Source organism: Rummeliibacillus sp. NPDC094406 (assembly GCF_044763875.1).
GTDB lineage: Bacteria > Bacillota > Bacilli > Bacillales_A > Planococcaceae > Rummeliibacillus.
Genome location: NZ_JBIWGZ010000002.1, coordinates 286,192 through 312,114, shown reverse-complemented (window position 1 = coordinate 312,114; position 25,923 = coordinate 286,192). Strand labels below are relative to the sequence as shown.

At 36.8% G+C, this 25,923-nt stretch carries 25 protein-coding genes; all 25 read left to right on the top strand.

The annotated features are described in order from the left end of the window. Positions 1 to 91: 91 nt before the first annotated feature. The 25 genes from fapR (at position 92) to trmFO (ending at position 25,784) form a co-directional block, all read left to right on the top strand. A complete protein-coding gene (fapR, locus tag ACIQ4I_RS06360; RefSeq protein ID WP_403095094.1) occupies positions 92 to 667 on the top strand; it encodes a transcription factor FapR in 576 nt (191 codons plus the stop codon). Then, positions 668 to 1,666, top strand: a complete 999-nt coding sequence (plsX, locus tag ACIQ4I_RS06355) for a phosphate acyltransferase PlsX (RefSeq protein ID WP_403094136.1) — start codon at positions 668 to 670, stop codon at positions 1,664 to 1,666. Between the two features lie 42 nt (positions 1,667 to 1,708). Further along, positions 1,709 to 2,653, top strand: a complete 945-nt coding sequence (gene fabD, locus ACIQ4I_RS06350) for an ACP S-malonyltransferase (RefSeq protein WP_403094133.1) — start codon at positions 1,709 to 1,711, stop codon at positions 2,651 to 2,653. Beyond that, a complete protein-coding gene (gene fabG / locus ACIQ4I_RS06345; RefSeq protein WP_403094130.1) occupies positions 2,654 to 3,400 on the top strand; it encodes a 3-oxoacyl-[acyl-carrier-protein] reductase in 747 nt (248 codons plus the stop codon). A gap of 58 nt (positions 3,401 to 3,458) precedes the next feature. After that, entirely contained in the window at positions 3,459 to 3,695 is a 237-nt protein-coding gene (gene acpP, locus ACIQ4I_RS06340) for an acyl carrier protein (protein WP_397537483.1), read from the top strand. Positions 3,696 to 3,832: 137 nt separating this feature from the next. Beyond that, on the top strand, positions 3,833 to 4,594 hold the full coding sequence (gene rnc, locus ACIQ4I_RS06335) for a ribonuclease III (protein ID WP_403094126.1): 762 nt from the start codon (positions 3,833 to 3,835) through the stop codon (positions 4,592 to 4,594). A 2-nt stretch (positions 4,595 to 4,596) separates the two neighbouring features. Further along, complete coding sequence (smc, locus tag ACIQ4I_RS06330) at positions 4,597 to 8,160, top strand: chromosome segregation protein SMC (protein ID WP_403094124.1); 3,564 nt, start codon at positions 4,597 to 4,599, stop codon at positions 8,158 to 8,160. A 19-nt stretch (positions 8,161 to 8,179) separates the two neighbouring features. Next, complete coding sequence (gene ftsY / locus ACIQ4I_RS06325) at positions 8,180 to 9,433, top strand: signal recognition particle-docking protein FtsY (protein WP_403094121.1); 1,254 nt, start codon at positions 8,180 to 8,182, stop codon at positions 9,431 to 9,433. A 430-nt stretch (positions 9,434 to 9,863) separates the two neighbouring features. Continuing rightward, entirely contained in the window at positions 9,864 to 10,199 is a 336-nt protein-coding gene (locus ACIQ4I_RS06320) for a putative DNA-binding protein (RefSeq protein WP_397537487.1), read from the top strand. 12 nt (positions 10,200 to 10,211) lie between these two features. Then, entirely contained in the window at positions 10,212 to 11,567 is a 1,356-nt protein-coding gene (ffh, locus tag ACIQ4I_RS06315) for a signal recognition particle protein (RefSeq protein WP_403094119.1), read from the top strand. A gap of 107 nt (positions 11,568 to 11,674) precedes the next feature. After that, complete coding sequence (gene rpsP, locus ACIQ4I_RS06310) at positions 11,675 to 11,947, top strand: 30S ribosomal protein S16 (RefSeq protein ID WP_102692688.1); 273 nt, start codon at positions 11,675 to 11,677, stop codon at positions 11,945 to 11,947. Between the two features lie 14 nt (positions 11,948 to 11,961). Then, positions 11,962 to 12,195, top strand: coding sequence for a KH domain-containing protein (locus ACIQ4I_RS06305; protein WP_397537489.1), 234 nt, complete (start codon positions 11,962 to 11,964; stop codon positions 12,193 to 12,195). Between the two features lie 315 nt (positions 12,196 to 12,510). Next, complete coding sequence (gene rimM, locus ACIQ4I_RS06300) at positions 12,511 to 13,032, top strand: ribosome maturation factor RimM (protein WP_403094114.1); 522 nt, start codon at positions 12,511 to 12,513, stop codon at positions 13,030 to 13,032. Beyond that, entirely contained in the window at positions 13,032 to 13,760 is a 729-nt protein-coding gene (gene trmD, locus ACIQ4I_RS06295; RefSeq protein WP_403095091.1) for a tRNA (guanosine(37)-N1)-methyltransferase TrmD, read from the top strand. Before rimM ends, trmD begins: the two co-directional genes overlap by 1 nt. Before the next feature lie 132 nt (positions 13,761 to 13,892). Then, positions 13,893 to 14,237, top strand: a complete 345-nt coding sequence (gene rplS, locus ACIQ4I_RS06290; protein WP_403094112.1) for a 50S ribosomal protein L19 — start codon at positions 13,893 to 13,895, stop codon at positions 14,235 to 14,237. 109 nt (positions 14,238 to 14,346) lie between these two features. Further along, complete coding sequence (lepB, locus tag ACIQ4I_RS06285; RefSeq protein WP_403094109.1) at positions 14,347 to 14,916, top strand: signal peptidase I; 570 nt, start codon at positions 14,347 to 14,349, stop codon at positions 14,914 to 14,916. Positions 14,917 to 14,934: 18 nt separating this feature from the next. After that, positions 14,935 to 15,792: a ribosome biogenesis GTPase YlqF gene (gene ylqF, locus ACIQ4I_RS06280; RefSeq protein WP_397537493.1), complete on the top strand. Its 858-nt coding sequence runs from the start codon at positions 14,935 to 14,937 to the stop codon at positions 15,790 to 15,792. A 95-nt stretch (positions 15,793 to 15,887) separates the two neighbouring features. Next, complete coding sequence (locus tag ACIQ4I_RS06275) at positions 15,888 to 16,661, top strand: ribonuclease HII (RefSeq protein WP_403094106.1); 774 nt, start codon at positions 15,888 to 15,890, stop codon at positions 16,659 to 16,661. Between the two features lie 6 nt (positions 16,662 to 16,667). Beyond that, positions 16,668 to 18,767 carry a hypothetical protein gene (locus tag ACIQ4I_RS06270; RefSeq protein WP_403094104.1) on the top strand — a complete coding sequence of 700 codons (2,100 nt, stop codon included), beginning with the start codon at positions 16,668 to 16,670 and terminating at the stop codon, positions 18,765 to 18,767. Beyond that, complete coding sequence (locus tag ACIQ4I_RS06265; protein ID WP_403094102.1) at positions 18,764 to 19,060, top strand: EscU/YscU/HrcU family type III secretion system export apparatus switch protein; 297 nt, start codon at positions 18,764 to 18,766, stop codon at positions 19,058 to 19,060. Before ACIQ4I_RS06270 ends, ACIQ4I_RS06265 begins: the two co-directional genes overlap by 4 nt. 159 nt (positions 19,061 to 19,219) lie before the next feature. Next, complete coding sequence (sucC, locus tag ACIQ4I_RS06260; RefSeq protein WP_403094101.1) at positions 19,220 to 20,380, top strand: ADP-forming succinate--CoA ligase subunit beta; 1,161 nt, start codon at positions 19,220 to 19,222, stop codon at positions 20,378 to 20,380. Positions 20,381 to 20,396: 16 nt separating this feature from the next. Next, positions 20,397 to 21,299 (top strand): succinate--CoA ligase subunit alpha, encoded by a 903-nt coding sequence (gene sucD / locus ACIQ4I_RS06255; RefSeq protein WP_403094098.1) that lies wholly within the window; start codon positions 20,397 to 20,399, stop codon positions 21,297 to 21,299. A gap of 78 nt (positions 21,300 to 21,377) precedes the next feature. Beyond that, entirely contained in the window at positions 21,378 to 22,274 is an 897-nt protein-coding gene (dprA, locus tag ACIQ4I_RS06250) for a DNA-processing protein DprA (protein WP_403094095.1), read from the top strand. 93 nt (positions 22,275 to 22,367) lie between these two features. After that, positions 22,368 to 24,440, top strand: coding sequence for a type I DNA topoisomerase (gene topA / locus ACIQ4I_RS06245; protein ID WP_403094093.1), 2,073 nt, complete (start codon positions 22,368 to 22,370; stop codon positions 24,438 to 24,440). A gap of 30 nt (positions 24,441 to 24,470) precedes the next feature. Beyond that, entirely contained in the window at positions 24,471 to 25,784 is a 1,314-nt protein-coding gene (trmFO, locus tag ACIQ4I_RS06240) for an FADH(2)-oxidizing methylenetetrahydrofolate--tRNA-(uracil(54)-C(5))-methyltransferase TrmFO (protein WP_403094090.1), read from the top strand. Positions 25,785 to 25,923 lie beyond the last annotated feature (139 nt).

Below are 25,923 nucleotides of genomic sequence, written 5' to 3'. Positions count from 1 at the left end.
GCTTAGAAAAACAACACTTGCATTCTCTTTTTTAAATTTATATACTGATATTAGTACCAAGTGCTAATATTAAGGGGCGACGATGAATAATATGAAGTACTCTAAAAAAGAACGACAACTATTATTGCAGCAAACGATTCAACAAAACCCATTCGTCACGGATGAACAGCTTGCTACAAAGTTTAATGTAAGCGTTCAAACGATAAGGCTTGATCGTATGGAATTGTCCATTCCAGAACTACGTGAGCGAATAAAGGACGTTGCCGCTAATAATTTTGAAAATGAAGTTAAAACTTTACCTATAGATGAAATCATTGGTGAAATAATTGATATTGAATTGGATGAACGTGCTTTATCAATCTTTGATGTTGGAGAAGAACATGTTTTCCAACGAAACCGAATTGCTAGGGGACATCACTTGTTTGCACAAGCGAATTCTTTAGCAGTTGCCGTTATCAACGATGAATTAGCTTTAACTGTCCATTCTGATATTCATTTTTTGAAACCAGTGAAAGCAGGAAACCGTGTAGTTTCAAAAGCGATTGTTACTGGTAAAGACAATGATCGGAATCGTACGTTTGTCACAGTTACCTCAACCGTTGAAGGTAATACCGTTTTTACAGGGCAATTTGAAATGTATCGAACGAAAGGTAAAGGTGAAATATAAATGAAATTAGCAGTTGATGGTATGGGTGGAGACAATGCCCCACAAGCCATTATCGAAGGAATATATCAAGCATTAGAAGCATCTAATGATTTAGAAATTTTACTATATGGCCAAAAAGAAAAAATGGAGCCATATTTGAAAGATTTAAGTCATATTACTGTTATTGATTGTCAAGAAGTAATCGAAGGTACAGACGAACCTGTACGTGCTGTACGCCGTAAAAAAGATGCTTCTATGGTTAAAATGGCACAAGCTGTTACAAACGGTGAAGCAGATGCTTGTATTTCAGCAGGGAATACAGGAGCACTAATGGCAGCTGGTTTATTCATTGTCCATCGTATTGAAGGTATTGATCGTCCTGCATTATCAACAACATTACCTACTTTAGATGGTAGTGGCTTTGATATGTTAGACCTAGGATCAAATGCCGATGCGAAACCAGAAAATTTAGTGCAATATGCAATAATGGGAAGCATTTATGCACAACAAGTTCGAGGTATTAAAAACCCTTCAGTTGGTTTATTAAACATCGGAACTGAGGATAAAAAAGGAAATGACCTTACAAAACATGCATTCACATTATTAAAAGATGCACCAATCAACTTTATCGGGAATGTTGAAGCACGTGAACTATTAAATCATGTTGCGGATGTTGTCGTAACAGATGGCTTTACAGGTAATATGGTATTGAAAACAATTGAAGGTACAGCAGGTAGTGTCTTCAAAATGATGAAAGAAGCATTTATGGCTTCTACAAAATCAAAAGTAGCTGCGCTATTAATGAAAAATAATTTAAAAGAATTAAAAAATAAAATGGATTACACAGAATATGGTGGTGCAGCGTTATTTGGTTTAAAAGCACCAGTGATTAAAGCACATGGCTCATCAAGTGCTAGAGCATTTGCAAGTGCAATTCGCCAAGCGCGTAAAATGGTTGAACATAATGTAATTCCAACAATTGATGCAACTATTAGCAAAGATATGCAAAATGAACAATAATAAAAAATCATTAATTGTTTTATACAAAGGGGAATGAAAAAAATGACGAAAATTGCTTTTGTTTTTCCTGGGCAAGGTTCACAAACTGTAGGAATGGGACAAGAATTTGTTTCTAATGAACCTACATGTAAGGAATTTTATGATGAAGCTGACAAACTATTAGGAATCGAATTATCAAAATTAATGTTAGAAGGTCCACAAGAAGAACTAACATTAACTTACCATGCACAACCCGCATTATTAACTACAGGTGTGATGATTGCTGAAAAGTTAAAACAAGCAGGGATTAAACCAGATTTTACTGCAGGCCATAGTTTAGGTGAATATGCTGCACTTGTCACTTCAGGTGTTATGTCATTTGCAGATGGAGTACAAGCAGTACATAATCGTGGTAATTATATGAATGAAGCCGTACCAGCAGGTCTTGGTGCAATGGCTGCTATTTTAGGCTTAGACCGTGAAGCTTTAAAGCAAGTAACAGATGAAGTATCGGCTACTGGAGAAGTAGTCCAACTTGCTAACTTAAATTGTCCTGGTCAAATTGTAATTTCTGGTACAGCTAAAGGCGTAGAAGAAGCTTCTGTAAAAGCAAAAGAAGCAGGTGCTAAACGTGCTATTCCTTTAGTTGTTAGTGGTCCTTTCCACTCAGAGTTAATGCGTCCGGCTGCAAATAAACTCGAAGCAATGCTAGCTGAAATTGAAATGCACGATGCAGATGTACCGGTTATTGCAAATGTAAATGCACAACCTGTTACATCAAAAGAAGCTATTCCAAATCTACTTGTTGAACAATTATATTCACCAGTATTATGGGAAGATTCAGTTCGTACATTACTAGATGAAGGCGTAGATGTCTTCGTTGAATGCGGTCCAGGAAAAGTTTTAAGTGGCTTAGTAAAAAAAGTAGATCGTAAAGTGAAAACATACTGTGTATATGATGAAGCAACATTTGAGCAAGTTTTAGAAGCGGCAAAGGAGTGGGCTTAAATGGCAGATTTATTAGGTAAAGTAGCAGTCGTTACAGGTGCATCAAGAGGTATTGGACGAGCAATCGCACTACATTTAGCCAATCTAGGAGCCAAAGTAGTCGTAAACTATAGTGGTAGTCAAGCAAGAGCTGAAGCCGTTGTAGCTGAGATCGAAGCAAATGGAGGAGCTGCTATTGCTGTTCAGGCGAATATATCTGATTCAGATGAGGTTTCAATGCTTATGAAGAAAGCAGTTGAAACATATGGCTCTCTTGATATTTTAATAAACAATGCTGGAATTACACGGGATAATTTATTGATGCGTATGAAAGAAGAAGATTGGGATGCTGTAATGAATACTAATCTAAAAGGTGTCTTCCTTTGTACAAAAGCAGTTTCACGCCAAATGATGAAACAACGTTCAGGTCGTATTGTTAATATTGCTTCAATCGTAGGTGTTGCAGGAAACGCGGGTCAAGCAAATTATGTTGCTGCAAAAGCAGGTGTTATTGGTCTTACAAAAACGGCTGCAAAAGAATTAGCTGCTCGTAATATTTTCGTCAATGCGGTGGCTCCCGGCTTTATTGATACTGAAATGACAGAAGAATTACCTGAAGACATTAAAGCTCAAATGCTTTCTCAAATTCCATTAGCTAAATTGGGTAAACCAGAAGATGTAGCAAAAGTAGTTGCATTTTTAGCCTCTGATGATGCAAGCTATATGACAGGCCAAACATTACATGTAGACGGTGGAATGGTTATGTAGTTTTTTACTATTAATACAAACATTATTTTTGTATAATCATTGAGGGGAGGTGAACAATTTGGCAACAGTAATCGAACGTGTAACTAAAGTTGTCGTTGACCGTTTAGGTGTTGACGAAAGCGAAGTGAAACTAGAAGCTTCTTTCCGTGATGATCTAGGTGCGGATTCATTAGACGTAGTAGAATTAGTAATGGAATTAGAAGAAGAATTTGATATGCAAATTGATGACGAGGATGCAGAGAAAATTGCAACTGTAGGTGATGCAGTTAACTTTATCTCAAGCAAAGTCGACTAATTTAGCGTATAACATACAATACTTAGGACTTCCTCTGCAATGATTGCGGAGGAAGTTATCTTTTTATTTTTGCACAATGTGAAAGAAAAAGGTAAACTAGAGGATGTACCAAATGGAAAATAAGAAGGTTGATAAAGATGAGAATACAAGGACTCTCACAAAAAAATGGCGCAATTTCAGAGCAAGCACGGCTTAAATTTGCTGAATTACAGGATCGACTAGGTTTGTATTTTGATAATGCAAATTTGTTATACAATGCTTTTACACATTCATCATTTGTGAATGAGCATCGTCGTAAATTATTTGAAGATAATGAACGTCTTGAGTTTTTAGGAGACGCTGTACTTGAGCTAACTGTTTCTAAATTTTTATTCCTAAAATTCCCTAAAATGAGTGAAGGTGAACTTACAAAATTGCGTGCAGCAATGGTTTGTGAGCCATCTCTAGTGGTTTTTGCCAACGAGTTAAACTTTGGCGAATACGTGTTGCTAGGCAAAGGGGAAGAAATTACAGGCGGTCGTGAACGTCCTGCATTACTTGCGGATTGTTTTGAAGCATTTATAGGTGCTTTATATTTAGACCAAGGTTTAGAAACAGTTGTTTGCTTTTTGGAAAAGGTTGTATTCCCAAAAGTTGAGCTCGGTGCATTTTCACATGTTATGGACTTCAAGAGTCAATTACAAGAAATAGTACAACAAAATAATTCTGGTACACTACAATACGAAATCATTAAAGAAAATGGCCCAGCACATAATCGTACATTTGTCTCTCAAGTAATGTTAAATGACAAGGAACTTGGAGTAGGTAACGGTAAATCTAAAAAAGAAGCAGAACAAAAAGCAGCACAATGCGCTATGCGTGCGTTGAAAGCACAATTAGCGAATGATCAGGAGGGTTAATTTTGTTTCTTAAACGGCTTGAAGTGATTGGTTTTAAATCTTTCGCCGATCGAATAGGTATAGACTTCGTACCAGGCGTTACAGCAGTTGTTGGCCCAAATGGTAGTGGCAAAAGTAACGTAACAGATGCGATTCGATGGGTACTCGGAGAACAATCCGCTAAGTCCCTTCGTGGTGCAAAGATGGAAGATATCATTTTTGCCGGAAGTGATTCGCGCAAACCGCTTAACTTTGCAGAAGTATCGTTAATTTTAGACAATGAAGACGAACGCTTACCGATTCCATATAACGAGGTAAGCGTTACTCGTCGTGTCTATCGTTCTGGGGATAGCGAGTATTTGCTCAATAAACAGCAATGCCGGTTGAAAGATATTACAGATTTGTTTTTAGACTCAGGTTTAGGAAAAGAAGCTTTCTCGATTATTTCTCAAGGACGAGTTGACGAAATACTAAATAGCCGTCCAGATGATCGACGTACAATATTTGAAGAAGCTGCAGGCGTTTTGAAATATAAACAACGCCGTAAAAAAGCAGAGCATAAATTATTCGAAACTGATGATAATTTGCATCGTGTGCTTGATATTTTACATGAGTTAGATAAACGTATCGAACCATTACATATTCAAGCATCTGCGGCTGAAGATTACTTGAAAATGACAAATGAATTAAAAGGCATTGATATTGCTGTATTAGTTCAGGATATAGAAAATCTAAATCGCTCAATGGAGCAAATTGTAAAAGAGAAACAAGAACTTTTTTCAAAAGAACAGGTTCACGCAACTCAAATTGCTGAAAAAGAATCTAATATTACAATGCTTCGAAAACAATTAAGTGATTTGGATACTTTACTAGATGAATCTCAGCATCAATTAGTAGATGTGAGTGCAGAAGCTGAGCGTTTTGAAGGTCGCAAAGTGTTAATGGCTGAAAAACGCATGAATGCAACAACACAACTTACGAAACTTCAACAATCACTTGATAAAGCAATCACTTCCCGCAACAGCTGGCAGCAAATAAATACAGATAAAGAAGCGCAATTATCAGAACGTCAGCATGAACTACAAAATTTGAAAAAAGCAGTGAAACAGTTAGAAGATAACTTAAATCGCTCAACTTCTGAGATTGAAGCAGAAATCGATAAATGGAAAGATACTTATATCGACCGATTAAATGAAGAAGCAACTGTTAAAAATGAAGTGAAAAATATAACAAAGCAATTAGCTGAACAGGCTGAAAACTCAGTGAAAATTTCAAGTCAATCGACTGAAATGATCACAGAGCTGAAAGAATTACAACATGAACAACAACTTGTAGCTGAAAAACTGAAAAAAGTTGAACAGCAAGTTGCACATAAACTTGAAGAATATAAAAAGTGCCAACAAGATGTACAGCATGCTAGAAAGCAATATGATGATCAACAAGCAATGCTATTCAAAGGTTACCAACATTTACAACAGATGAAGTCACGTCAGGAAACACTTGCTGAACTTGAAGCTGATTTTTCAGGATTTTATCAAGGGGTTAAGGCTGTCCTTGTTGCACGTGAGAACCAACAATTACAAGGTATACATGGTGCAGTGGCTGAACTAATTCATGTCGATGGTGAGTATGCAAGAGCTGTTGAAACTGCTCTCGGTGCTGCGATGCAACATGTTGTCACAGAAACAGATGCTGATGCACGTAAGGCTATTGCATGGTTGAAACAACAACATGCAGGGAGAGCAACATTTTTGCCGAAGAATGTAATGAAATCTCGTAAAATACCTGCTAATGTATTACAAACAGTTGCAAACCACCCATCATTTATCAATACAGCTGATGAACTAGCAACATTTGATCCTGCTTTCCGTACAATCGCTGAAAACTTGCTTGGGCATGTACTTGTATCAAAAGATTTACAAGGGGCTTCTCAAATCGCAAAAGCTTGTAACTATCGTTATCGTGTCGTTACTTTAGATGGTGATGTAGTAAATACGGGCGGTTCATTAACAGGGGGTTCTGTAAAACAGCAAGCATCATTATTTAGCCGTAAAGCAGAACTTGAAGGTTTAACTGCACAACTTTCCGAAATGCAATCTTCTATTGAGAAAGCGGAAAAAGTTGTAGCTGAATGGAAAGAACAAGTTACAGAAAAGTCTGCACTACTTGAACAATTGCGAGTACTAGGTGAAGAAATCCGTGCGGAAGAGGTAGAGTTAAGTGCTCGTCATCGTGAGTTAGAAGCAACGACAAAACGTTTATCATTACGTGTCTCTATGTTTAGTGATGAACAACAAGATGCGTCTGGTCGTAAAACATCTTTAGAAGCTCAATTGGCAGATTTCAATCGCCGTAAGGAAGAACTTGCAAAAGAGTTAACTAAGATTAATCAAACAGTTGAAGAGCTAAATGTTTTAAAACAACAAAGTGAATCTGAACGTGATGTTTTACAAGAACAGTATGCTCTGAAACGCTCTGATTTAGCAGTTCTTAATGAACAAGTTTCTCAGCTTAGATTAGCTGTATTAGATGCCAATTCTCAACTTGAGCAAGCAATTGAAGATGTTGCAAACATTACGAAAGAAATTGAATGGCTAACGAATGGCGGCGATCTAAATGGACCAACTGAGGAAGAAATCGTTGCTAAAATTTTAGAGTTACAAACTAGAAGAGATGAGCTTGTTCAAACTGTTGAACAAACAAAAGGGCATCGTACTGATGTTCAGCAAAAGGTTGATTCAACAGATCTAGAATTAAAAGAATTACAGCGTGTACATCAAGGTCTCCTTGATGGATTGCGTAATTATGAAGTGAAACTAAATCGTCTTGATGTAGAGCATGAAAATTTAGCAAAGCAACTTGAAAAAGATTATGAACTTTCATTCGAAGAAGCGTTACTTGAACCCTCACTTGATATGGATGTGGATACAGCAAGACGTAAAGTTAAATTGTTAAAACAATCTATTGCTGAGTTAGGAACAGTCAATGTCAGCGCAATTGAAGAATATGCTACTGTTTCAGAACGACATACATTCTTATCTAGTCAACGTAGTGATTTAATGGAGGCACAAGAAACATTACATGAAGCTATTCGTGAAATGGATGAAGAAATGACTAATCGTTTCAGCGAGACATTCTTTGAGATTCGTGAACACTTCCAAAAAGTATTCAGAGAATTATTTGGTGGTGGTCATGCAGATTTAGAATTGCTCGATCCAGATAATATACTTGAAACAGGTATTGAGATTGTGGCACAGCCTCCAGGTAAAAAACTTCAACGACTTAGTCTATTGTCAGGTGGAGAACGAGCATTAACAGCTATTGCATTATTGTTTGCGATATTAAAAACACGCCCAGTCCCATTCTGTATTTTGGACGAAGTTGAAGCAGCTCTTGACGAATCAAATGTTGCTCGTTATAGTCAATATTTGAAAAAGTTTAGTGTAGAAACACAATTCATCGTCATTACTCACCGTAAAGGAACGATGGAAGGCGCTGATGTTTTATATGGTATTACTATGCAAGAATCAGGTGTCTCTAAACTTGTATCCGTTAAATTAGAACAGGAAGAACCTGTTCCATCCTAGGACAGAGGAGCGAAATAACATGAGCTTTTTAAAGCGTATGAAAGAAAAGTTAATGGGTGGTCCCAAGCCAGAAGAAGAAGTTGAAAAGGTAGAGGAACAAAAAGAAGGTCTAGAAGAAATAGAAGTTGAAGTGCCAACTATAGAGTCTCCTACTGAAGAAGTAGTTCATGAAACTTCACAAGAAGCGCCACTAGGAACAACTACAGAGGCTATACATCCAGATCAACATGAAGAAATAGAGGAAACACTTCCAGAAGTTGAAGAGGCACAAGTTGAGCCTGAAAAAGCGGAAAAGCCAAAACGTGGCTTCTCAGCATTTTCAATCACAGAAAAATTCAAATCAGGTTTAGCAAAAACTCGCAATTCATTTACTTCAAAAGTGAATGATTTAGTCGCTCGTTATCGCCATGTAGATGAAGAATTCTTTGAAGAGCTAGAAGATTTGCTTTTACAAGCAGACGTTGGTATCGAAACGGTTATGGAACTAACAGAAAAGTTGCGTTTTGAAGTACAACGCAAAAATATTAAAGATACAGAAGGTATTCAAGCGTTAATTTCTGAAAAACTAGTAGAAATTTACGAACAAGGCGAAGCTGATATTACGGAGATAAATATTCAAGAAGGCGAATTAACTGTTATTTTGTTTGTTGGTGTAAATGGTGTAGGTAAAACAACTACGATAGGAAAACTAGCACATCGTTTCAAACAACAAGGTAAAAATGTTTTACTTGCAGCCGGTGATACTTTCCGTGCTGGCGCGATCGATCAATTACAAGTTTGGGGAGACCGTGTAGGTGTTGAAGTTATTAAACAATCAGAAGGATCAGATCCAGCGGCAGTTATGTACGACGCTATTCGTGCAGCTAAAAACCGCAACGCAGATATTTTAATCTGTGATACAGCCGGACGTTTACAAAATAAAGTCAATTTGATGAATGAGCTTGAAAAAATCCATCGTGTCATTTCCCGGGAAATTCCGTCGGCACCACACGAAGTTTTACTAGCACTTGACGCAACAACAGGACAAAATGCGCTACAACAAGCGCAAATCTTTAAAGAAGCGACAAATGTTACAGGGATTGTTTTGACAAAATTAGACGGTACTGCAAAAGGTGGTATTGTGCTTGCTATTCGTAACAAATTGCACATTCCAGTGAAATTCGTTGGTCTTGGGGAACAAATGGATGATTTACAACCATTTGATTCAGAGCGTTATGTATATGGCTTATTTGCTGATGCATTAGACGAGCAATTAGCCAATTCGAAAGACTAATATTAAAGGCAGAAGGCGATTCGTAGAATTTTTACGAATCGCTTTTTTATTGGGCTATTGTTAAGGGGACTGTTGATATTTTATCGAAAGTACCATCACGCTAAGTCTACAAAAAGCATGATCCAGCTACGTTGTCTTACACAGTTCAGTCTCAGGTAGCTCTCATTCACCTTACACAAAGCTTTCACGTGCTTTGTGTAAGGAGAGTAGTATAGCGTCTTATTTGTAACGTGTCGAAAGGAGTTTTCCTAAGTTTTCTATGTCGTGTGGAAGATGTTTTCTGTGATGAGTGAACTCAGTCGTAATGGCAATCTGATCCAGGAATCTGAGAGAGAACGCTTGATAAAATAGACAAGTATTTTTACTTGACAGAAATTGCATTTATCTTTATGATACAGAAGAATATGTAAAAAAGAGGAGAGGTTTCGATATGCTACTTGAAAAAACAACACGCATGAACTTTCTCTTTGACTTTTATCAAGCATTATTGACAGAAAAACAACGTAGTTATATGCAACTCTATTACCTAGATGATCATTCACTAGGTGAGATTGCAGAGGCCTATGATGTATCTCGTCAGGCAGTCTATGACAACATTCGTAGAACAGAAACAATGCTTGAAGAATACGAGGAAAAACTTCAACTTTTTGAAAAATTCCAAAACAGACAGCAAATACTTGCAAAGCTTACAGAAAGTATAACTGATGTTCAATCAGAAAAAGCAGATCAGTTGGCACTTATTGAACAGTTAAAGCAATGTGATTAGGAGGCGACATGCATGGCGTTTGAAGGTTTAGCGGAGCGACTCCAAGGGACGATTAACAAGATTAAAGGCAAAGGGAAAGTAAACGAACAAGACGTAAAAGAAATGATGCGTGAAGTTCGATTTGCTTTAATCGAGGCTGATGTTAACTTGAAAGTCGTAAAAAGCTTTATAAAAAAAGTTAGCGAACGTGCAGTAGGTCAGGAAGTTATGAAAAGCTTAACACCTGGACAACAAGTTATTAAAATAGTAAAAGACGAGTTAACAGAACTAATGGGCGGAGAGCAAAGTCTGATTAAATTTGCTACAAAACCACCTACTGTTATTATGATGGTCGGTTTACAAGGTGCTGGTAAAACAACAACTACAGGTAAACTAGCAAATGTATTACGTAAGAAATATAACCGTAAGCCATTACTAGTAGCAGCCGACGTATATCGTCCAGCAGCGGTACAACAATTACAAACACTTGGTAAACAATTATCATTACCTGTATTTTCATTAGGAACAGATATTTCACCAGTTGAAATCGTACGGCAAGCTCTAGAACAAGCAAAAGAAGAACATCATGATGTTGTATTGATCGATACTGCTGGTCGTCTACATATTGACGAGAAATTAATGCAAGAGTTAAAAGATATTCGTGCATTAAAAGAACCAGACGAAGTATTCCTAGTTGTCGATTCAATGACAGGGCAAGATGCTGTGAATGTTGCTGAAAGCTTTGATGAAGCAGTCGGTATTACAGGTGTAATTTTAACAAAACTTGATGGTGATACACGTGGTGGAGCAGCATTATCTATTCGTTCTGTCACCCAAAAACCAATCAAATTTGTTGGTATGGGTGAAAAAATGGATGCTCTTGAACCATTCCATCCAGAACGTATGGCGTCTCGAATTCTTGGCATGGGCGATGTCATGTCGCTAATTGAAAAAGCACAAGCAACAGTAGATGAAGAAAAAGCGAAAGAATTAGAAGAAAAATTCAAAACGCAAAGCTTCACATTAGATGATTTCCTTGAACAAATGGGACAAGTGAAAAAACTAGGACCATTAGATGAAATCTTGAAAATGTTACCAGGTGCAAACAAAATTAAAGGGTTAGAAAATGCAAAAATCGACGATAAACAGATTGGCCATATAGAAGCCATTATTTTATCAATGACTACAGCTGAAAAAACAAATCCTGAAATTATTAATGCAAGCCGTAAAAAACGCATTGCAAAAGGGTCCGGTTCATCTGTTCAAGAAGTAAACCGTCTAATTAAACAATTTGAAGATATGAAAAAAATGATGAAACAAATGACAGGTATGGCGCAAAAAGGGAAAAAGAAAATGAAACTTCCTGGCTTAGATTCCTTGTTTAAATAAAAAAAATACGCTAAAATATAGTGTGTTAAGAAAAAACACTTTACAAACAATCCAAAGCTTGCTATTATACTATCTTGTGTGAAACTATTCGGAGGTGCAATTAAACAATGGCAGTAAAAATTCGTTTAAAACGTATGGGAGCTAAAAAATCTCCTTTCTATCGTATCGTAGTAGCAGACTCACGTTCACCACGTGACGGTCGCTCAATCGAAACTATCGGTACTTTCAATCCACTAACTTCTCCAGAAGAAGTTAAAATTGACGAAGCTAAAGCTTTAGCTTGGTTAGCAAATGGTGCGAAACCATCTGATACAGTACGTAACTTGTTCTCAGAACAAGGAATCATGGAAAAATTCCATAACTCTAAAATCGGTAAGTAATCGGAGGTGGCTTTATGCAGCAGCTGATTGAGACGATCGTAAAACCTTTAGTCGATTATCCCGACGAAGTAAAAATTATTACTGACGAAAACGACAATCGTATTGTTTATAAACTTTCTGTACATCCTAGTGATATCGGAAAGATCATTGGCAAGCAAGGACGTGTTGCAAAAGCAATTCGTACAATTGTTTATTCAGCAGCAGGCAGCCATCACAAAAAAAAGACTTATATCGATATTCTAGATTAGTTAAAACTAGGAAGGAGCAAACGTTCCTTCCTTTTTTATATATATAAGCTGAAGCGGCTAGTTCAGATCCGGAAATCACCACAAAGACTTTCGAATTAAAAGGGTATTGACTCGATGGTCTAGCTGTTGAACCTGGATAGAATAAAAGCGGAACGGCTCGGATTAATGATGATAGCTAAAAGCGTCGCGTCCTGCGACAATCTTTCTCTGCGATGAGTAATCGCAGGAGCAATCTTTCTCTGCGACGAGTAATCGCAGGAGCAACGACTATTTGACCCACATTCTGTGGGCCCCTATTTTAAAGAGGTGAACAATATGGAATGGTATAACGTAGGTAAAATTGTCAACACGCATGGTATTCGTGGAGAAGTACGAGTAATCTCTCAAACAGATTTTCCAGAAGAACGGTATACGGTTGGTCAACAATTAGGTCTTTTTAAACAAGGTGAGAAAAAGCCTTTACTACTTACAATTGCTTCTTCACGTAGTCATAAAAACTTTATTCTTCTATCATTTGAAGGTTATCCAAACATTAATGATGTGGAATCCTTCCGCGACGGAATATTAAAAGTAAATGAAAAACAACTCGAAGATGACAAATTACAAGATAATGAATTCTACTATCACGAAATTGTTGGATGTACTGTTTACGACCAAGATGGAAAAGAAATTGGTCAAGTAAAGGGAATTTTTGAAACAGCTGCAAACGATGTGTGGACTGTGAAAGGAATAGATGGTAAAGACCATTACATTCCAGTTGTAGATGAATTTATCAAAGAAATTGATATTGATGCAAAGAAAATCGTTATAGAAGTAATAGAAGGTTTATTATCATGATGAATATTCACGTACTATCTTTATTCCCTGAGATGTTTTCAGGTGTGTTTGGATCCTCCATTTTAAAAAAGGCACAAGAAAAAGAAGCAGTAAAATTATCTGTTACTGATTTTAGGCAATTTTCAAATAATAAACATGCTCAAGTAGATGATTATCCGTACGGTGGAGGTGCGGGAATGGTATTAAAACCTGAACCTATATTTAACGCCGTAGAAGCTCTTGTAGCAGATGGAAAGAAACCCCGCATCATTCTTATGTGTCCACAAGGAGAACGCTATACACAAGCTAAAGCGGAAGAATTAGCTCAAGAAGAAAATCTAGTGTTTGTTTGTGGCCATTATGAGGGCTATGATGAACGTATACGCGAATCCTTAGTGACGGATGAGCTATCAATTGGGGATTTCGTATTAACTGGTGGCGAATTAGCAGCCATGACAATCGTTGATAGTGTTGTCCGACTATTACCAGGAGTTCTGGGAAATGATGATTCACCAGTATTAGATTCTTTTTCTACAGGATTACTAGAACATCCACATTACACACGTCCGGCAGATTTTCGTGGCATGAAGGTTCCTGATGTATTATTATCAGGAAATCACGCGAAAATTGAACAATGGCGCATGGAACAAACTCTAAAGCGTACATTTGATCGCAGACCGGATTTACTTGAGCATATCGAATTAACACCAGAACAACAAAAGTATTTAAATAAACTTAAAAAGCTGTAAAGTATAAACACTTGCAACAGGTAACAATCTATGCTAATATTTGAGATGCATTTCTATGAAAATGCCGTATTACGGTGTTCCGCTGTAGCAACCGCGTGACCTGCAAGAACATCTGTCTAAGGAGAGAAAACAATGTCAAACATTATTTCAGAAATCACTAAAGAACAACTTCGTACTGATATCCCTGCATTCCGTGCTGGTGATACAGTGAAAATCGACGTTAAAGTAGTCGAAGGTACTCGCGAACGTATCCAAGTATACGAAGGAGTAGTAATCAAACGTCGTGGTGGCGGTGTTAGCGAAACTTTCACAGTTCGTAAAATCTCTTATGGTGTTGGAGTTGAACGTACATTCCCAGTAAATACTCCAAAAATCGCTAAATTAGAAGTTACTCGTCGTGGTAAAGTACGTCGTGCTAAATTATACTACCTACGTAACTTACGTGGTAAAGCTGCTCGTATTAAAGAAATTCGATAAGCTTATTTTGGAAGAAAAGAGAGCTTGCATTTCAAGCTCTCTTTCTTTTTGCCTGAAGCAATAAATCCTTGTACAATAATAAGTAGAATAGTCAAGGGGGACATCGATTATGGAAAAAGCAAAAAAGGAAAAGAATGAGTTGTGGGAATGGACGAAAGCTCTGATTATTGCATTTGCACTTGCAGCTGGAATTCGATACTTATTATTTACGCCTATTGTGGTAGATGGTGAATCGATGATGCCTACACTTGAAAATGGAGATCGTATGATTGTAAATAAGCTGGGATACCGTATAGGTGATATCCATCGTTTTGATATTGTTGTATTCCATGCACCAGAAAAAAAGGATTATATTAAGCGAGTAATTGGCTTACCGGGCGATAAATTAGTTTATAAAAATGATCAATTATATATAAATGGAAAAGCAATTGCTGAACCATATTTACAAAAATTCAAAGCTGAAATTACTGATGGTGGTACCTTAACAGAAGATTTTTCGCTAAAGGATATTCCGAGTGTACATGGTGATACCATTCCGCCAGGCTATGTATTTGTCATGGGAGATAATCGCCGTTACAGTAAGGATAGCCGCCATATAGGTATCGTTTCTGTTGATAAAATTATAGGAAAAACAAATGTTGTCTTTTGGCCACTCGATCAAATGGGCAAAGTGCATTAACAAATAGGAGTGAACAAAATGACGATTCAATGGTTTCCAGGGCATATGGCCAAGGCACGCCGACAAGTAACGGAAAATTTAAAGTTTGTCGATATTATTTTCGAATTAATTGATGCGCGTCTACCCATGTCATCAAGAAATCCGATGCTTGACGAAGTCATTCATCAAAAAACAAGATTATTAATATTAAACAAAGCTGATATGGCAGATGAAGCACAAACCAAAAAATGGATAGCTTTTTTTGAACAACAAGGTCATAAAGCAATTGCCATCAATTCTTTAGACGGAAAAGGATTAAAACAAGTAACGAAAGCTGCACAAGAGTTGCTAGCGGATAAATGGGAACGTATGAAAGCGAAAGGCTTAAAGACTCGTGCTATTCGTGCAATGATTGTAGGAATTCCGAATGTAGGTAAATCCACGCTTATTAACCGTTTAGCAAAGAAAAATGTTGCAAAAACAGGTAATATGCCTGGTGTCACTAGATCGCAACAATGGATAAAAGTTGGAAAAGAATTAGAGCTACTTGATACACCAGGGATTTTATGGCCTAAGTTTGAAGACCAAGAGGTAGGTTATAAACTAGCATTAACAGGTGCTATAAAAGATACAATTACGAATATGGACGACTTAGCTATTTTTGGTTTGAAATTTTTAAGCATGCATTATCCTGGCCGAATGGAAGAACGCTATCAAGTCTCTAATTTGAGTGAAGAAATTGTAGAGACATTTGATCATATTGGGAAATTACGACGCGTTTATATTTCCGGGGGAGAAGTTGATTATGACCAAGTAGCCGAATTAATCGTACGTGATATAAGAGGACAACAGCTTGGTAAGCTAACATTTGATTTCGTAGAAGATTTTGCCTCTTAAAAAATCAACCTTTTTTACCATCCGGTAAAAAAGGTTTTTTTCTGGAGTTTAAAAAAAGATTGCCGATAAAAAGGATATTGAAAGGAAGAATTTGTGTGAGTACGATCAAAGAAGTGAAACAAGCTTTACTAAAAGAAACAGAATGGCAACCTTGGATGGCTGAGCTCGAAAAGGATACGCGACAAGGAGTCAAAAATGCATTAATACAGTGGCATCATCGTAAAGAAAAATACGACCATCTATTATCAGAGCATAAGAAAAAACTAGAGTTTGACGAATCATATAGAACGTTTAAGCATGCGCTTATTGCAGGTACGGATGAAGCGGGACGTGGTCCATTAGCAGGTCCTGTTGTCACAGCAGCTGTAATCTTACCAGAGGATTGTCCTACATTAGTAGGCTTAAATGATTCTAAACAACTATCAAAAGAGGTAAGAGAAAGCTACTTTGAAAAAATCCAACAATGTGCAATTTCCACTGCCATCCATTTTCAACCTGCAAGTGTTATTGATGAGATAAATATTTACGAAGCAACGAAACAATCGATGGTAGCATCTATCGAATCACTTTCTGAGAAGCCGGATTTTGTGTTAGCAGACGCAATGAAGCTACCTATTGATATACCACAGGAATCCGTCATCAAAGGGGACGCAAAAAGTCTAGCAATCGCTGCAGCATCTATTCTAGCGAAAACAGCGAGAGATGATTATATGGAAGAAATGGCAAAAAAATATCCGGAATATGGTTTTGAAAAACATGCAGGTTATGGTACAAAACAGCATTTAGAGGCACTTAATCAATACGGTCCTACAGAAATCCATCGCACATCATTCGAACCAATTAAATCCATGATCCTTCAGAAAGGGTGAATAAAGTTGAATTATCCTTCATTATCATCAGTTCAACTTCTACAGTCGAATGGAGCAATGAATCAGCAACCATTAGCTCTAAAACAAGGACAAGTCATTCATGGCACCATTAAACAACTATTTCCAGACCAAATGGCAGAAATTCAAATCGGTGGACAACGCTTAATGGCGAAACTGGAAGTGCCTCTCCAAACAGGAAACTCTCATTACTTCCAAGTATCAGGGGTAGAACCAGATTTACAACTAAAAGTTGTATCAGGACCTATGGCGCCATCAGCATCTATGTCACAGCAAGTAACCCAATTACTCGACTCTATGCAATTACCGCAAACTAATGAGATGAAACAAGTAGCAACCTATTTTTTAAAAAATGATTTGCCTCTGTCTAAAGAACAATTGCAACAAGCAGAGCAAATTATGAAGTCGCTACCAGAAAACGTCACTACAAAAGAAGCGCTAAACGTTTTGCAAAAGCTAATTGAACTAAAACTACCTATACAGCAAAATACTTTCCAGGCTGTTTTACAAGGAAGTATGAAACAAGGCTTTACAGACACTCTAGGAAGTCTACAACAACTTTTGCAACAAGATACATCCATTCCACAGGCGATGCGTGAACAGCTATTAAATCAATTACAAATGGTAAGTAAACCCCTTGCTGTAGAAACGGGTGGCGTGTTATTTGCGAAAATGCTGGATAATTTATCAGCCTCAGCATCATCACCGGCAGATAAATTAACTATTTTGCAGCTTTTAAAAGACGCAGGGATCATGCCGAAGAATACCAATTTATTTAACTGGAATATGGGTGTAACAACAAATACGAACGAAAATAACTTATTACAGCAACTTACATCTCAAATTCAAGTAGGTAATTCAAAGGAAGTTGCATCATTATTACCACAAGTAAAAGAATCATTGCAACAAAACCTACTACTTTCAGATGCACAAAGAATAACGTTACAACAAGCAATCTCAAAAGCTATTGCTCAACCAAATGCACAGAACATCCAAGTGATTGAAAAAGCTATTCAAATGCAACAGCAGTCTATTAATTCACCTGCCAAATTATTGAATAGTCTGCAATTAGCATCACCAAAAGATATGAGTGCATTATTACCACAGCTTAAATCAGCTATTCAGGGTCAATCACTATTATCTGCAACTCAGAAAGAAGGACTTCTCCAAACATTGGAGAAGTTTGATATAGCAAATAGTACACCACAGTCAATTCAAGCTTTGGCAAAAGACTTACAAGGACAATTATTAAAAGTTTTTAGTGAATCAACACAATTACAGCCTTTCCAGTCAGATTCACAAGGGATATCTGCAAAACAGCAGATGATGCTCATGTTAAATGCAGGGCAATCAGCAAATGAACAACTATTTAGCAAGCTTACTCAATTGGCAATGAATTCAAATTCACCAGTACTTCAACAAATGCTTGAGCAAACAGAGCAACAACTAGCACAACATCTTGATAGTAAAGCGTTTGAAACAGCAATCAAACAAACATTAGGGAATTTAGGACTTAGCTATGAAGCAAAATTGTTGGACAAATCTTCTGATATTCAACAACTAGCACAACAATTAAAGCCGCAGCTACTAGGCTTATTACAAGATGATTCAGTATCGAGTACGACAAAAAGCGTAGCAGAACAAGTTGTGGCGCGTATGAATGGCATGCAGTATTTATCAGGTGAAAATGGTCCACAACATCAACTTGTTATGCAAGTACCACTAGAGTTTTTTGGCAAAAAAACAGAGGCGACGTTGCAATGGAATGGACGAATGAAAAAAAATGGTAAAATCGATTCGGATTATGCACGTATATTATTTTATTTACAGCTAAATTCATTGAAGGAAACCGTTATTGATATGCAAGTACAAAGTAGAGTGGTCACAGTTACTTTGTATAACGAAACTGCTGGGCTAACCGCATTAGCGGAACCGTTAAAAGCTGCTCTTAAACACGGATTATCACAACACGATTATCAACTATCTGGCTTATTTATAAAAAATTATTCAAAACAACCAGTGTCATTAAAAACGAATACTCAAACTACAACTGTAGACCAAAATAAAGGAGTAGATCTTCGTATATGACCGATGAAAAACAAACAAGAAAAGAAGCAGTTGCACTATCGTTTAATCCGATAAATTCAAATGCTCCAAAAGTGATTGCAAAAGGAAAAGGGCAAATTGCTGAAAATATATTGGAACAAGCAGAGATTCATAATATACCTATACAAGAAGATGCAAGTCTTGTCCAATTATTAGGGCAATTAGATTTAAATGAATCGATTCCTGAAGAACTATATCAAGCAGTAGCAGAGGTATTTGCTTTTATCTATCGTCTAGATCAATTACATGAAAAATTTCCAAATGAAAAACACTAATCTTTCTTACAGAAAATTAGTGTTTTTTTTGATATTAGAATAATACGGCATTTTTCATTAAAAAAATGCCATAAAGTAAGCTATGGACATTATTGTGTGAATTTTATACAATATATTTGTATTTCATAATATTATGAAATTAAGATGGGAGGAACAAGGATGAATATCCATGAATATCAAGGAAAAGAAATTCTTCGTCAATATGGGGTATCGGTTCCTACTGGTCGAGTTGCTTTCTCACCAGAAGAAGCAGTTAAAGTTGCGAAAGAGTTAGATTCCAAAGTTATGGTAGTAAAGGCACAAATCCATGCAGGTGGTCGTGGGAAAGCAGGCGGTGTCAAAATCGCAAAGAATTTAGAGGAAGTACGATCTTTTGCTAAAGAATTGCTGGGTAAAGTACTTGTCACTCACCAAACAGGCCCAGAAGGTAAGGAAGTCAAACGCCTATACATAGAGGCTGGTTCAGACATCAAGAAAGAATACTATCTTAGTATTTTAGTAGACCGTGCAACTTCAAGAGTAACTGTAATGGGCTCTGAAGAAGGTGGCATGGATATTGAAGAGGTAGCAGCAGAAACGCCTGAGAAAATTTTTAAAGAAGTAGTAGACCCAGTTTTAGGTTTAACTGGATTCCAAGCAAGACGTCTTGCTTTTAATATGAATATTCCCAATAATTTGATTAATAAAACTGCAAATCTAATGCTAGGATTATATAAAGCGTTTACAGAAAAAGATGCATCTATTCTAGAAATTAATCCACTTGCTATTACAGGTGATGGAGAAGTACAAGCGTTAGATGCAAAATTTAATTTTGATGGCAATTCATTATATCGCCATAAAGATATCGTAGAACTTCGAGATTTTGATGAAGAAGATCAAAAAGAAATTGAAGCTTCAAAATACGATTTAAACTATGTTACTTTGGATGGTAGCATTGGTTGTATGGTAAATGGTGCTGGTCTTGCTATGTCTACAATGGATACAATTAGTTACTATGGCGGTAGTCCCGCTAACTTCCTGGACGTTGGCGGTGGTGCAACTGCAGAAAAAGTAACAGAAGCATTTAAAATAATACTTTCTGATCCAAATGTTAAAGGTATTTTCGTTAACATTTTTGGTGGCATTATGAAATGTGATGTAATCGCAGAAGGCGTAATCGTAGCTGCGAAAGAGGTAGGTTTAAATGTGCCATTAGTTGTGCGACTTGAAGGTACGAATGTTGATCTAGGCAAAAAATTATTAAACGATTCAGGCTTAAATATCGTTGCTGCGGATTCAATGGCTGATGGTGCTCAAAAAATTGTAGAACTTGTAGGTTAAGAAAGGCGGAATCGGGATGAGTATTTATATCAACAGAGATACAAAAGTAATGGTACAAGGTATTACAGGTTCGACAGCTCTTTTCCATACAAAACAAATGCTAGAATATGGAACTAAAATTGTAGCAGGTGTAACGCCAGGAAAGGCAGGTACATTTGTAGAAGGTGTACCAGTATTTAACACGGTTATTGAAGCAGTTAATGCAACAGGAGCAAATGTATCTGTTATTTATGTCCCAGCACCATTTGCAGCAGATGCTATTCTTGAAGCAGTTGATGCGGATTTAGATATGGTTATTTGTATTACAGAACATATTCCTGTTCTTGATATGGTAAAAGTGAAACGTTATATGGAAGGCAAGAAAACACGTTTAATTGGCCCGAACTGTCCAGGTGTTATTACTTCAGATGAATGTAAAATCGGTATTATGCCTGGATATATTCATACAAAAGGACATGTAGGGGTTGTTTCTCGTTCTGGAACATTAACTTATGAAGCTGTCCATCAATTAACAGTGGAAGGAATTGGCCAATCAACAGCAGTTGGTATTGGTGGTGATCCTGTTAACGGTACAAATTTTATCGATGTATTAAAAGAATTTGAAGCGGATCCGGAAACTTATGGTGTCATTATGATTGGTGAAATCGGTGGAACTGCAGAAGAAGAAGCCGCTGAATGGATTAAAACAAATATGACAAAACCTGTCATTGGATTCATTGGAGGTCAAACTGCGCCTCCAGGAAAACGTATGGGCCATGCAGGGGCTATTATTTCTGGTGGTAAAGGTACAGCAGCTGAGAAGATTAAAACGATGAATGCGTGTGGTATTGAAGTTGCTGAAACACCAGCAGTAATTGGTGAAACTTTTATTCGTGTCATAAAAGAAAAAGGCTTGTACGACAAGTGTAAAACCCATTAAAATGAAAGTGTAGTACTAATTACTAGTACTGCACTTTTTTTCTTTATATTAATCATTCTATTATAATGGAGGGAAGTCATGTTAGATGTGAAATTTACAGAAAGGCTACTTGCTCTACATTATGTATTTCCTGTTCCCCTAAACAGGTTACAACCATTGCTTGAAGCAGATCCTGACTTGCAAAAGCTAGAGCAAATGCCAGTTCAAGAAATTGCGCGATATTTGAATATATCTGTCGAAAAATCAAAACGCTTACAAGAAAACTATGCCAATACGCTCATATCCCCATTAAAACAAGCGTACGAAGCTCATAATATCTTCCCCATTCCTTTTCATCATCCAATGTATCCCAACAAATTACTTGCATTATACGACCCACCAGTTGTACTTTATACAAAAGGATTAGTTGATATTTTAAAGAATTGGCGTAGAATTGCTATAGTCGGATCGAGACAAGCTACAAGTTATTCTGAGAAAATATTAAACTATGTTGTACCGCCATTAATAGAGCATGATTATATCATTGTCAGTGGGCTAGCTAAAGGCGCTGATCGAATGGCTCACGAAGCGGCTATTCGTTATGCTGGTCAAACGATTGCGGTATTAGGACATGGCTTATTCCACTTGTATCCAAAAGAAAATCGAAAGCTTGCAGAAATAATCGAGCAAGAACATTTACTTATTAGCGAATATCCACCCTATGTAAAACCTCAAAAATGGTATTTTCCAATGCGAAACCGTATAATTAGCGGACTCTCTGAAGGAATACTTGTTACTGAAGCAGCAGAAAAAAGTGGAACTTTAAGTACAATTGAACATGGTTTAGAAAATGGTAAGCATATATTCGTTGTACCTGGTGATATTACGAAACCGCTTTCTAAAGGACCACATAAGTTACTTTTAGAAGGCGCTACACCAGTATGGAATGGCTATCAAATTATTGAAGAAATAGAAGGATTTTTACTTTCTAAATGAAAAAGGGTTGCAAATTTTAGATTTCTGTTATACATTTTGCAACAGGTATTTCTTTTGGAAAATGAAACTTCACCTCTATAAGGGGGAACTTAAATGTCGGATTATTTAGTTATAGTGGAATCGCCCGCAAAAGCAAAAACAATCGAGCGATACTTAGGAAAAAAATATAAAGTAAAGGCTTCTATTGGTCATGTTCGTGATCTTCCAAGAAGTCAAATGGGTATTGATACAGAAAATAATTACGAACCAAGATATATTACAATTCGTGGTAAAGGACCTGTATTGCAAGATTTAAAGACAGCGGCTAAAAAAGCAAAAAAAATCTATCTCGCAGCCGATCCAGACCGCGAAGGGGAAGCAATAGCTTGGCACTTAGCAACAGCACTTAATATCGATATTGAATCAGATTGTCGTGTAGTGTTCAATGAAATCACAAAAGATGCGATAAAAGAGTCATTTAAGCATCCACGTCCAATTGATATCGATTTAGTAGATGCACAACAAGCAAGACGAATATTAGATCGTCTTGTAGGGTATAACATTAGCCCATTACTATGGAAGAAAGTCAAAAAGGGTTTATCAGCAGGTCGAGTTCAATCGGTTGCATTACGTCTAATCATTGACCGAGAAATCGAAATTAAAAACTTCCAACCAGAAGAATATTGGACAATCGATGGTAACTTCCAAAAAGGCAAACCATTTGATGCGGTTTTCTACGGTAATACAAAGGAAAAAGTTAAATTATCGAATGAACAAGAAGTTCAGCAAATTCTTAACCAGCTAAAAGGGGAAGATTTTGAAGTTATAAAAGTTGTTAAACGTGAACGTAAACGAAATGCTTCACCTGCTTTTACCACTTCATCATTACAACAAGAAGCAGCTCGGAAATTAAACTTCCGAGCACGTAAAACAATGATGCTTGCTCAACAGTTGTATGAAGGTATCGATATTGGAAAAGAAGGTACAGTCGGTTTAATCACATATATGCGTACAGACTCTACTCGTATTTCTGAAACAGCTAAAAAGGAAGCACATGAATACATTGAGCAAAATTATGGTGAAGAATATACAACATTAATTAATCAACAAGCAAAGAAATCAGAAAATGCACAAGATGCCCATGAAGCAATTCGTCCAACTAGTACTTTGCGTCATCCAGATCAATTGAAGGCTGTATTATCGAGAGATCAATTGCGTTTATACCGTCTAATTTGGGATCGATTTGTAGCAAGTCAAATGGCACCGGCGATATTAGACACGGTAACAGCAGATTTACTTAATGGCGAAATTATATTCCGAGCATCGGGTTCGAATGTGAAATTTCCTGGGTTTATGAAACTTTACATTGAAGGCTCTGATGATCAAAAAGAAGAAAAAGATAAACTTTTGCCTCCAATGGAAAAAGGGGATATAGTGAAAAGTTTAGAAATTGAACCAAAACAACATTTCACACAACCACCACCACGTTTCTCAGAAGCTCGTCTTGTTAAAACACTTGAAGAACTAGGTATTGGGCGACCATCCACCTATGCACCAACTTTAGATACCATTCAAAAACGTGGATATGTAACATTAGAAACTAAACGATTTGTACCAACTGAGCTTGGTGAAATTGTTCATTCTTTAGTACTTGAATTTTTCCCAGATATTTTAAATATCGAATTTACAGCTCAAATGGAAAAAGATTTAGATAGTATTGAAGATGGAAATATTAAATGGGTAAAAATCATAGATGATTTTTATCAAAAATTCGAAAAAGATTTAAAGCATGCAGAAATTGCGATGGAAAAAGTAGAGATTAAGGATGAGCCAGCAGGAGAAGATTGTGAAGTCTGTGGATCTCCGATGGTATTTAAACTTGGTCGCTATGGAAAGTTCATGGCGTGTAGTAATTTCCCTGAATGTCGTAATACTAAAGCCATAGTGAAGGAAATCGGCGTGAAGTGTCCAAAATGTAAAGAGGGAGAAATCGTCGAAAGAAAAAGCAAGACAAAACGTATTTTCTATGGTTGTAACCGCTATCCAGAATGTGATTTCGTATCTTGGGATAAGCCTATTAACCGTCCGTGTCCAAAATGTAATGAATTATTAGTAGAAAAGAAAATCAAAAAAGGTATTCAAGTCCAATGTACAAGTTGTGACTACAAAGAAGAACCAACACAATGATGAGTTTTTAGAAAGCAGGTAAAAAATAGAATGACACCAATAGTTAATGTAATCGGAGCAGGTTTGGCTGGTAGTGAAGCAGCTTGGCAAATTGCTAAAAGAGGAGTAAAAGTACGTCTTTATGAAATGCGACCAGTTAAACAAACACCTGCTCATCATACAGATAAATTTGCAGAACTAGTTTGTAGTAACTCTCTACGCGCAAATAATTTAACAAATGCTGTAGGCGTTATTAAAGAAGAGATGCGCCAAATGGAATCTATTATCATTGAAGCTGCAGATAATTGTTCGGTACCAGCTGGTGGTGCCCTTGCAGTAGATCGCCACGAGTTTTCAGGCTATATTACTGAAAAAGTGAAAAATCATCCACTTGTTGAAGTGATTCATGAAGAAGTGACAGAAATTCCTGAAGATGGTATTACAGTAATTGCTACAGGTCCGCTTACTTCAAAAGCTTTAGCAGAAAAGATTCAAAATTTAACAGGTGAAGATTATTTATACTTCTATGATGCTGCAGCTCCAATTATTGAAAAAGACAGCATAGATATGGATAAAGTATATTTAAAATCACGTTATGATAAAGGGGAAGCGGCTTATTTAAACTGCCCAATGAATAAAGAAGAATTCTATGCTTTCCGTCAAGCGTTAGTAGAAGCTGAAAAAGCTCCATTAAACGAATTTGAAAAAGAAAAGTATTTTGAAGGTTGTATGCCAATTGAAGTAATGGCAGAACGTGGTGAAAAAACAATGTTATTCGGTCCGATGAAACCAGTTGGTCTTGAAGATCCGAAAACAGATAAACGCCCATATGCGGTTGTACAACTTCGACAAGACGATGCAGCTGGTACACTATACAATATTGTTGGGTTCCAAACACACTTAAAATGGGGCGAGCAAAAACGTGTATTTTCTATGATTCCAGGTTTAGAAAACGTTGAGATCGTTCGATATGGTGTAATGCATCGTAATACTTTTATCAACTCACCAAAAGCTATAGCACCAACATATCAATTAAAAAGCCGCCCAAATATTTTCTTTGCTGGCCAAATGACAGGTGTCGAAGGATATGTTGAATCAGCTGGTAGTGGATTAGTTGCAGGTGTGAACGCAGCTCATTTAGCATTACAACAAGATCTATGTATCTTCCCTGCTGAAACAGCTTTAGGAAGTATGGCTCGTTATATTACTGAAGCCGATTCAAAACATTTCCAACCAATGAATGTTAACTTTGGATTATTCCCAGCCTTAGGTGAAAAGATTAAATCAAAACAAGAACGTGGAGAAAAACATGCAGAACGTGCTTTAAATGCTTTGCGTGATTTCAAAACTTCAGCAAATATTTAATTTGCGTAAGTCCTTAAATGTTGTTATACTTTTAAGGGCTTTTTTCTTTGCAACAGTTTTTCTTTGCTGAAATTTTTTTTGCGCTAAATCATGTTTTTTAGATTAGAAACTTCCATAATTAGACATACTAACATAAAAT